Source organism: Spirillospora sp. NPDC048819 (genome assembly GCF_040650055.1).
In the GTDB taxonomy this organism is placed as follows: domain Bacteria; phylum Actinomycetota; class Actinomycetes; order Streptosporangiales; family Streptosporangiaceae; genus Spirillospora.
Genome location: NZ_JBEZGN010000020.1, coordinates 122,532 through 132,396, shown reverse-complemented (window position 1 = coordinate 132,396; position 9,865 = coordinate 122,532). Strand labels below are relative to the sequence as shown.

Sequence of the window (9,865 nt, the reverse complement as noted above, 5' to 3'; positions counted from 1 at the left end):
CACGCTCGGAACGCTCACAAGCCTCCGAAACCGCCATCACTTCGTTCCCCCCTTGCCGGCCGCGCGCGCCCACCGGGCCAGGACACCGGCCCGTCGTGGACGCGGCGGATGCGCGAGCACGTCGTAACGGGCGCGCGTGAGTGCCGCCAGAGCCGCGCGGCCTCCGGCCACGTAGCCCGCCACGGCGAACCGCGCCCACCCGGTCAGGCCCGCCATCAGCGGCGCGGCCCCCCGGTCCAGGAGATCGGCGGCCCGGTTCGCCTCCAGCGCCAGGACGCCCCGCAGCCGTGTCGGCGTCACCGCCCGGGCCAGGTCCTCCTCGGCGCAGCCGAACCGCCGCAGGTCCTCCCCGGGCAGGTAGATCCGCCCGTTCCTGTAGTCCTCCCCGGCGTCCTGGCAGTGCTCGACGAGCTGCAGCGCCGTGCACACGTCGTCGGACGCCGCCACGAGGGCGGGCCGGTGCGCGCGGAACAGGTGCAGGACGATGCGTCCCACCGGCGCGGCCGACAGCGCGCAGTACTCCGTGACCTCCGCGAACGTCTCGTACCGGTGGACGGCCTGGTCCTGGCGGTTCGCCCGGACCAGGTCGCGGAACGGCTCCGCCGGAAGCCGGTTGGCGTGCACCGTCTCCGCCAGCCTCCGTAACTGCGGCAGGTTCGGCGTCCGTCCGGCGAACACGCGGTCCAGGTCGTCGTCCACGAGGCCGAGGAGCTTGGCGCGCTGCTCCTGCGGCGCCTCGTCGCCGATGTCGTCGACGAGCCGCGCGAAGCCGTAGACGGCCCGCAGGCCGGCGCGGTGCCGGGCCGGCAGCAGCCGCGCCGCGACCGGGAAGTTCTCCCGGGCGGCGAGCCGGTCCAGTGCGCGATCGTGCTCGTCGGCGCTCCAGCGCGATTCAATGATCACCTTCATGGTGATCGGCAGGACCGGCACCGGAAAAACCCCGGCCAAGGTATGGAGTTAGTCAGCTTCCCGATCATGAGGGGCGAGCTTGCGGCTCCTTGCCGTACCCGGCTGGTACGGGCCGGGCCGCGTCGTCGGCATCGTGACCCGCTCCCCAGCCCGAGGGTTGACCTTCTCTCGTCCGGTGTGCGATAACGATGTTACGTAAGGAAAACGTCGTTACTGAGAGGTTGGTCGATGGCGGGGGACACCGCGGCTCCGAGTGCTTTCGAGCTGGCACAGCGGCAGGGCGACGAGGCGATCCGCACCACGCTGCTGGACGCCGCGAGCCGGCTGCTGGCGACCGAGGGCCCGCAGGCGCTCGCGCTGCGCCGGATCGCCGCCGAGGCCGGCTGCTCCACCACCGTCCTGTACCGCATGTTCGGCGGCAAGGCCGGGCTCACCGAGGCGCTCTACATCGAGGGCTTCGAGCGGTTCCGCCGGCGCCTCGCCGCCGTCCCGCACGACCCCGACCCGCGCGTCCACCTGCGGGAACTGGGGCTCGCCTACCGGGCCAACGCGCTCGCCGAGCGCAACTACTACGGGCTGATGTTCGGCGAGCCGGTCCCCGGTTTCCAGCCCGGTGAGAAGGCCCTGGCCACGGCGCTGTCCGCGTACATGATCCTGGAGGACGCCGTGGCCGCCTGCGCCGCCGCCGGCCTGCTCATCGACGCGCCGCCCCGGCACGTGGCCGCCTCGTTCTGGGCCGCCATCCACGGCTTCGTCAGCCTCGAACTCGACGGCCACCTGCCGGACGCGGACACGGTCGTCGACACCCTCATGCGCGGCGCGTCGTCCGGCTTCTTCGTCACCCCCCGGAAGTGAGGCCATCATGACCAACCCCTACCTGCAAGGGCTCCTCGCACCCGTCACCGAGGAGGTCACCGCCCACGACCTGCCCGTCACCGGACGCGTCCCGTCCGGCCTGCGCGGGCGCTACCTGCGCATCGGCCCCAACCCGATCGGGATCGAGGACGACCCGTCCTACCACTGGTTCCTCGGCGACGGCATGGTGCACGGCGTCCGGCTCCGCGACGGCCGCGCCGAGTGGTACCGCAACCGCTGGGTCCGCTCGAAGAAGGTCGCCGAGCGGCTCGGCGAGCCGTGGCCCGCCGGACCGGTCGTCGAGAACTTCGACATGGCGCCCAACACCAACGTCATCGCCCACAACGGGGACACCCTCGCCCTCGTCGAGGCGGGCGCCAGGCCGTACCGGCTCGACGACGAACTGCGCACCCTCGGCCCGTGCGACTTCGGCGGCACCCTCAAGGGCGGCTATACCGCCCACACGAAGGCGGACCCGGAGACCGGGGAACTGCACGCCGTCGGGTACTTCTTCGGCTGGGAGCACCTGGAGTACACCGTCCTGAGCGCCTCCGGCGAGATCACCCGCTCGGTGGAGATCCCGGTCTCCGACGGCCCGATGGTGCACGACTTCGCACTGACGCGGAAGTACGTGATCATCTACGACCTGCCCATCACGTTCTCGATGGCCATGGCCGAGGCGGGGGCGCGCCTCCCGTACGCGTGGAACGACGCCCACCCCGCCCGCGTCGGCGTGATGCCGCGCGACGGCGGCGCCGACGACGTCCGCTGGATCGACATCCCGCCGTGCTGGGTCTTCCACACCCTCAACGCCTACGACGACGGCGACCAGGTGGTCGTGGACCTGGCCCGCTTCCCGAGCTTCCTCCACGGCGGACGGCTGGAGGGCAACCCGCCGCCGACCCTGGACCGCTGGACGATCGACCCCGCCGCCGGGAAGGTCGTGCAGGAGACCGTCGACGACCGCGCGCAGGAGTTCCCGCGCGTCGACGAGCGGCTCAGCACGCGGCGGCACCGGTACGGCTACACCGTCACCGCCGAGGCCGCCGTCCAGAACCAGGCCGGCGAGGGCATGATGAAACACGACTACCGGGGCGGATCGTCCGAGACGCGCCTGTTCCCCGCGGGCTCCGGCGTCGGCGAGGCCGTGTTCGTCCCGTCGGCGCCCGACTCCGCCGAGGACGACGGCTACCTGATGGCCCTGGTGTTCGACCCCGTCCGGGGGGCCACCGACCTCGTCATCATCGCGTCCCAGGACTTCACCGGCGAACCCGTCGCGACCGTCCACCTCCCGGTCCGCGTCCCCCTCGGCTTCCACGGTTCCTGGGCCCCGGACCCGTCCTGAGCCGACCGGCCTCCGGTGGCTAGGCTCGGGGAATGCCGACCCATGAACGCGAGATCACCGAGGCCGTCGACCTGTGCCTGCCGGACGGGCGGCTCAACCCGGACGCGGTCGGCTGGACGCGTCGCCCCCTGCACCGCGCCAACCTGCGCGGCTGGGGACGGGCCAAGCGCTGGGAGTACTGGGGCATCGTCACGCCCCGGCACATCATCGGGCTCGTCGCCTCGTCGCTGGACTACGCCGGGGTGCACGGCGTCTACGTCCTCGACCGCAAGACCGGGGAGGAGATCGGCAAGGACGCGGTCGTCCCGCTGGCGCGCGGTGCGGCCTTCCCCGATCGCAGCGGCGTGGGGGAGGCGTCCGCGCGGGGCGGGGGAGTGGCGGTCGGCGTCCGGCAGCATCCGGGCGGCTCCCGGGTGCGGGCGCTCGCGCCCGGCGCCGGCTTCGATCTCGATGTGGAGATCCCGCTGCCGGACGGCCACGAGTCGCTCGGCGTCGTGATCCCCTGGGGGCCCCGGCGGTTCCAGTACACGGTGAAGGACCTCGGGCGGCCGGTGACGGGGCGGCTGCTGCTCCCGTCCGGTGAGCACGAGATCGGGGAGGGCTCGTTCGCCGTCCTCGACCACGGGCGCGGCAAGTGGCCGTACCGGATGACGTGGAACTGGGCGGCGGCCTGCGGGCCGGGCCTGGCGCTCCAGCTCGGCGGCAAATGGACCGACGGCACCGGCATGACGGAGAACGCGCTGTTCGTCGACGGCCGGCTGCACAAGATCGGCGAGGAGCTCGACTGGAACTACGACCGCGCCGACTGGACGCGCCCGTGGACGATCACCGGCGGCCGGGTCGAGGCGAAGTTCCACCCGTTCCACGAGAAGGTCGCGCGCACGGAACTGGGGATCGTCGGCACCGAGACGCACCAGTGCTTCGGGCGCTTCAGCGGGCGCGCCCGGACCGACGACGGGACGTGGATCGACTTCGACGGCCTCACCGGGTGGGCGGAGGAGGCCCGCCAGCGCTGGTGAGGCCCGTCCCGCCGGTGAGGCGGAGCCTCGCGTTGACCGAGCGGACCAGATCCTCGGGGAGTTTGCAGACCTCGCGGTCGTAGGTGAGCAGGCCGTTCAGCTCGTCCTCGACGTCCGACAGCTGCGTGTAGACGGTCGCGCTGAGCCCGCGCGGGATCGCCGGGACGATCTGCTGCGCGTGCAGCCGGGCGAACGCGGCCCCGAGACGCCCGGCGGAGTCGTAGCGCTTGTACCCGAAGTCCTTGTCGTTGAACGCGTGGCCGTCCACCCGCAGGTTGTATCCGCCGTATTCGGACAGGACGAGCACGCGCGGGTCGCTGCGGCGCGGCACGCGGAAACGCCGGAAATAGACGTGCAGGCTGTTCAGGTCGCCCGCGCCCTGGTCGTGCCAGCCGCTCGCGTGGTCGACGGTCCTCGTCGGGTCGAGCGCCTTGACCTCGGCGGCGACGGCGGCCGCGTCGAACTGGCCCCAGCCCTCGTTGAACGGCACCCAGACGGCGATGCTCACCACGTTCCGGAGATGCCCGATCGTCTCCCGCATCTCCTCGCGGAAGCGTTCACGGCCGCCGGCGCCGGCCCGTCCGAACCACTCGTGCCTGCCGTCGCCGAGCCGCATCGGGACCACGGCGGGCGGGGTGATCACGGCCGGGCGGTACGGGCCGCCGCCGTTCACCATGTCCTGCCAGACGAGGATGCCGAGCCGGTCGCAGTGGTGGTACCAGCGCAGCGGCTCCACCTTGATGTGCTTGCGGAGCATCGTGAAGCCGAGCCGCTTCATCGTGGCGATGTCGTGCACCATCGCCTCGTCGGACGGCGCGGTGTACATGCCGTCCGACCAGTAGCCCTGGTCGAGGATCCCGGCGTGGAAGTACGGGCGGCCGTTGAGCAGCAGCCGCGGCGTCCCGTTCTCGTCGGGGCCCACGCCGAACGACCGCATGCCGAAGTAGCCTGCGACGTGGTCGTCGCCCAGCCGGACCGTGACGTCGTAGAGGAACGGGTCCTCGGGGCTCCACGGCCGGACGTCCGGTACCGGGATCCGCACCGCCTCGTTGGGAGCCGCGTCGGCCTGCCCGACGACCTCGCCTTCCGCGTGGATCTGGATCTGCGCCGGCTGGTCCGCCTCGGCGTGGACGGTCACCTCGACGCATGACTCGTCCAGGTGCGGGACGAGGGTGAGACGCTCGACATGGACGGCGGGCACGCACTCGATCCACACGGTCTGCCAGATGCCGGACTGCGCCGTGTACCAGATCCCGCCGCGCTTGAGCTTCTGCTTCCCCCACGCCCGGTCGCCCGTATCGGACGGGTCGCGCACCTCGACGACGAGCGTGCCGGAACCGTCCCGCAAGGCGTCGGTGATGTCGAGACAGAACGGCAGGTAGCCGCCCTCATGGCCGCCGACCTCGATGTCGTTGACGAACACGTGACAGGTCTGGTCGACCGCGCCGAAGTGCAGCAGGACCCGGTGGCCTTCGGGCCGGAACCCGTCCGGCAGGTCGACGGTCCGCCGGTACCAGAGCGTCTCGTCCGGACGGAGTTGCCGCCCGACGCCCGACAGCGGCGACTCGGGCGAGAACGGCACGATGATCTCGCCGTCGTACTCCGCGGGCTGCCGCCGTCCCCCGCCGGTGAACGCGTACTCCCAGCGTCCGTTCAGGTTGAGGTGGCCGTCGCGGACGAGCTGCGGCCGCGGATACTCGGGCAGCACCGCGTCCGGGTCCAGCTCGGCGCCCCACCGCGTCAGCAGCGTCACCGGAGGGCCTCCCTCTTCGTCGTGTCCCGCCGCAGCGCCAGCACCGGCGGGACGATCAGCACGAGCACGGCCGCCGCCGCCAGGAAGATCGCCGGCGTCGGGACGTGCTTGAGGACGCCGAGGTCCTCGTAGCGCTCGTCGGCGCCCTTGATGACGGCGGCGCCGAGATACGGTCCGATGATCATAGGGATGAGGATGGCGAACACCATCCGCAGGCCCTGGACGTGCCCGGCCCGCCCGGGCGGCGTGTAGTCGCGGACGAGCGCGCCGATGGGCGCCAGCACGAGCATGAACCCCGACATCAGGACCAGCCCGGCGCCCATCACCGTGATCATGTCGCGGGCGAGCGGCATCAGCAGCAGCCCCGCCCCGTACACCGCGATCGCCGGGGTGAGGAACCGGACCTTCCCGACCCGGTCGATGATCCGCCCGGACAGGACGCTGACGGCGGACGCTCCGGTCAGCACCACCGCCAGCACCAGCGCGTACCCCTCGATCTCCAGGTACCGCTCCAGATAGATGATCAGATACGGCAGGAAGACCTGCGTGGAGACGCCCCACACGCACCACGCCGACAGCGCGAAGTACAGCCCCGGGTTCGCGCGCATCGAACTCGGGCGCAGCCCGTGGACGAGGGCGTTCAGGTACCCGCCGGCCTGCCGTTCCACCGGGACGTCCCGGACGAACACCCATGCCACGACCCCGGCCGCCGCGATGATCAGGCCGATGACGAGGAAGAACAGCGACCACCGGCCGTCGCGCGTCATCCAGTCGAAGCCGCCGAACACCACCAGCATCGACATCAGCGGCATGACGGCCAGCACCGCCTCAACCCGCCCGCGGTTCTCCGTCCGCGTCACGTCGGTCGTCCACGCCTGGAACGCCGCGTCGTTCGCGCCCGAACCGAGGAACGACATCACACAGTCGAGCAGGACGATGGTGACCACCGCGACCGCGACGGCGTCGGCGACCGGCGCGACGGCCGCCATGGAGTCCACGCTGATCAGCCCGAACGCGGCGGTGCACAGCCCCCACACGACGTACCCGGCGGCGATGAACGCCCGCCGGCGTCCCATCCGGTCGGACAGGGCCCCGATCGTCAGCGTCGCCACCGTGGCCGCCACCGCGCTCGCCGCCACCATCGCCGCGATCACATCGGGATTGCCGCTGATCGTGTCGTAGACGAACACGTTGAGGTACATGTTCTCGACCGTCCAGGCGAGCTGCCCGACGAAACCGAGGATGACCAGCATCGTCCAGAGCCGTCGCCCCAGTGGAACGGTCGAATCAGTCGTCACGGACGAGAACAGTACAAGGAGTACTTACTGCCGGCTCACCCGAGGCGTTCCTCCAGGTGGACGGTGACGTCGTCGCCGGCCTCCTTGCCGAGCGCCCGCCGGATCTCGGCCTTCACCGCCAGCTTGTGGGTGCCGTCCCCCAGCGCCATGAAGGAGCCTTCGAACGGGTGCCCGTCGATGGTCCCCCTGACCTTGACGAGCCCCCGCGTCCTGAAGAACGCCGCGGACTCGGGCCAGACGACGTACGTCCAGCCGCCCTTGGCCGGGCTCTTCTGCAGGGGCACGGTGAACCGCACGTCCAGCTCGTACTGCTTGCCGCCGGCCTTCGTGGTCATCCGGTGTCCTTCCCGGGGCCCAGCGGCCCCTGGTTCGACGGTCACCGGTTGAGACCACCCGGGACGGCGGAACTCATCGCCGCCCGCTCAGCCGCACACCCGCATCCCATAGCCGCACACCTCCCATAACGACGTTTCAGCGTTTCCTTAAGACCTGAATAAGACATCGGGGGGCCGGGCCGGCGCGGTCGTTCATTTGGAACGCTGTGACTGACGGTCGGCACGCCGCTCGGCGCGGCGGGCCGAGCGCCGGGGGGACGGCTTCGGGGCGGTGCGCAGCCACAGTTCGATGTGGGCGCCGCCCAGCGGTGAGGTGCCGACGCGCAGCGACCCGCCGGTGGACTCGGCCAGGCGCCGGGCGATGTCCAGGCCCAGTCCGGTGGACCCGGCGCCGCTGGCACCGCGCCGCAGTGCCGCGCCGGCGTCGGCGATGCCGGGACCGGCGTCGCTGAACAGCAGGCCGGTGGAGTGCCGGCCGCGGTGGACGGTGAGACGGAAGGCGGTGCCGTGCGGGGTGTGCCGGAAGATGTTGCCCATCAGCGCGTCCAGCGCCGCGGCCAGGTCGGCCTCGGCGACCGGGACCGGCGCGGGCCCCTCGGCGCCGGCCAGGTCCCAGCCGCGGTCCTGGTCCTCGGCCAGCGCCGACCAGAACCGCAGCCGCCCGCGGACCACCTCGGCCGCGTCGCAGCCCGCCGCCGCCGCGACCGCCTTGCCGGACGTCCCGGCGGGCCGCCGCGCCGCCGCGATGATGTCGTCGACCGCCGTCTCCACCCGTTCCAGCGCGCTGCGGCTCTGCGCCAGCCGGCTGAGATCGCCGGGATTGGCGGCCAGCCCGTCGAGATCGACCCGCAGGGCCGTCAGCGGGGTCCGCAGCCGGTGGGACAGGTCGGCGCCGGCCTCCCGCTCGGCCGCCAGCAGCCGGGCGAGCCGGTCGGCCATGTGGTTGAACGCCTCCCCGGCCGCGCGCAGCTCCGCCGGCCCCTGCGGATCGACGCGCGCCGCCAGGTCGCCCGCGGCGACGTGCGTCACCGCCTGCACGAGCCGGTCGGCGGCCCGCACCACCCGCTTGGCGAGCCGGTCGGCCATCGCCACCGACACCAGCACCAGCGCGAGCGCCACCAGGGCGAGGACCAGCCAGGACTTGGCGACGCCCCGGCTCAGCTCCTCCTGCGGCACGTACACCTCGATGACCGCCAGCCGCCCGGCCTCCAGCAGCACCGGCCGCAGCAGCACCTGCCCGCCCGGCGCCGCGACGGTGGCGGTGCGGCTCTGCCGCCGCGCCGCGTCCAGGTCGGCGGGCGGGGCGTGCGGAGACCCCAGCACCTCGCCGGTGGGCAGATGGAGTGCCAGCCGTCCCGCCGTCCCGGCCGGGACGGAGCCGACCGCGTCGTCCAGCGCGGCCGGGTCGCCCGTGACCGTCAGCACCGGCACCAGCGAGGCGGCCTGCCGTTCGGCCGCGGTCAGCGCCCGGTCCCGCGCCATCTGGCCGTTCAGCAGCCCCAGCGGAACGACGAACGACAGCGCCACCATCGCCGTCACCGCCGTCGCGATCCGTGCCAGCGAGGTTCTCATCCGGCATCTCCTTCCACCGACGGCGGACCAGTCGATTCACGGGAGAAAGATAAGCTCCGATGACGGGAAAGAGGCTTGTGCAAGCAAGAATCGGTTTCATGGCGGTCTGGGTGGCCACCACGGTCACCGGCATGGTGATCAGCTGGGCCGGTGTGGGGGACGCGATGCGCGGGACCACCCTGGCCGGCCCCGACCTCGCCGCCGAGGTGCCCGTCCGGCAGGGGCGGCCACCGGGACCGGCCCCCTCCTCCGGGGCCTCCGCCGAACCGGCGCCCTCCCCGTCCCCCACCTCGTCCTCGCCGCGCCCCGGTTCCGGTGGCACGTCCACGGCCGCCGGTGGCGGGCGGTCGGCGTCCCCGAAGCCGTCCCAGGCGCCGGGCGAGACGGTGCGCACCTACACGGTCAAGTCCGGACGCGTCGTGCTGGCGCTGTCCGGCGACGAGGCGCGGCTGGTGTCGGCCACGCCCGACAACGGCTTCCGCGCCAAGGTGTGGCGGCAGTCCAAGTGGCTGCGCGTCGATCTGACCGATGACGTCCACGGCTCGGCGGTGTTCGCGAAATGGAACGGCCATCCGCCGATCATCCAGGTCTACGAGTACTGAGCCGATATCAGGCCAAGTGGTATTGACCAGTCGATCAGGATTCAATTACTGTTGCCCACCATGAGAACGGGTGGGCGAGAGGCGTTCGGCGTTCGATTCGCTCGCGAAGTTCTTCCGAGCATGGGACGTGGCCCCGGTTCGTGCGCTTACCAATCGGCGGGGCGAGTCGTCCGCCCG

The 9,865-nt window shown here is 72.2% G+C and carries 9 protein-coding genes; 4 read left to right on the top strand and 5 right to left on the bottom strand.

Translation table 11 applies throughout. From position 1 onward, the window contains the following. Positions 1-36 precede the first annotated feature (36 nt). Entirely contained in the window at positions 37-903 is an 867-nt protein-coding gene (gene hpnC / locus AB0C35_RS25455) for a squalene synthase HpnC (RefSeq protein ID WP_358460357.1), read from the bottom strand. A 234-nt stretch (positions 904-1,137) separates the two neighbouring features. On the opposite strand from hpnC, the gene AB0C35_RS25450 reads away from it, so the two are divergent. Genes AB0C35_RS25450 through AB0C35_RS25440 form a run of 3 tightly spaced genes read left to right on the top strand, consistent with a single transcriptional unit; the run spans position 1,138 to position 4,128 of the window. Continuing rightward, on the top strand, positions 1,138-1,764 hold the full coding sequence (locus tag AB0C35_RS25450) for a TetR/AcrR family transcriptional regulator (RefSeq protein ID WP_358460354.1): 627 nt from the start codon (positions 1,138-1,140) through the stop codon (positions 1,762-1,764). A 7-nt stretch (positions 1,765-1,771) separates the two neighbouring features. Further along, positions 1,772-3,109 carry a carotenoid oxygenase family protein gene (locus AB0C35_RS25445; protein ID WP_358460351.1) on the top strand — a complete coding sequence of 446 codons (1,338 nt, stop codon included), beginning with the start codon at positions 1,772-1,774 and terminating at the stop codon, positions 3,107-3,109. A gap of 32 nt (positions 3,110-3,141) precedes the next feature. Beyond that, entirely contained in the window at positions 3,142-4,128 is a 987-nt protein-coding gene (locus AB0C35_RS25440) for a DUF2804 domain-containing protein (protein ID WP_358460348.1), read from the top strand. On the opposite strand, the gene AB0C35_RS25435 is transcribed toward AB0C35_RS25440, so the two are convergent. The 4 genes from AB0C35_RS25435 to AB0C35_RS25420 form a co-directional block, all read right to left on the bottom strand. Then, positions 4,091-5,881 carry a sugar-binding domain-containing protein gene (locus tag AB0C35_RS25435; RefSeq protein ID WP_358460345.1) on the bottom strand — a complete coding sequence of 597 codons (1,791 nt, stop codon included), beginning with the start codon at positions 5,879-5,881 and terminating at the stop codon, positions 4,091-4,093. The genes AB0C35_RS25440 and AB0C35_RS25435 overlap by 38 nt on opposite strands. Then, entirely contained in the window at positions 5,878-7,179 is a 1,302-nt protein-coding gene (locus AB0C35_RS25430; RefSeq protein WP_358460342.1) for an MFS transporter, read from the bottom strand. The genes AB0C35_RS25435 and AB0C35_RS25430 overlap by 4 nt, the downstream gene beginning before the upstream one ends. Positions 7,180-7,214: 35 nt before the next feature. Further along, the gene (locus AB0C35_RS25425; protein ID WP_358460339.1) at positions 7,215-7,514 is read right to left on the bottom strand and encodes a DUF1905 domain-containing protein; all 300 of its coding nucleotides are present in this window, start codon (positions 7,512-7,514) and stop codon (positions 7,215-7,217) included. A gap of 192 nt (positions 7,515-7,706) precedes the next feature. Next, entirely contained in the window at positions 7,707-9,086 is a 1,380-nt protein-coding gene (locus AB0C35_RS25420; RefSeq protein ID WP_358460336.1) for a HAMP domain-containing sensor histidine kinase, read from the bottom strand. Between the two features lie 98 nt (positions 9,087-9,184). Here AB0C35_RS25420 and AB0C35_RS25415 point away from each other — a divergent pair, with 98 nt between their 5' ends. Then, entirely contained in the window at positions 9,185-9,688 is a 504-nt protein-coding gene (locus AB0C35_RS25415) for a hypothetical protein (RefSeq protein ID WP_358460333.1), read from the top strand. Positions 9,689-9,865: the final 177 nt, after the last annotated feature.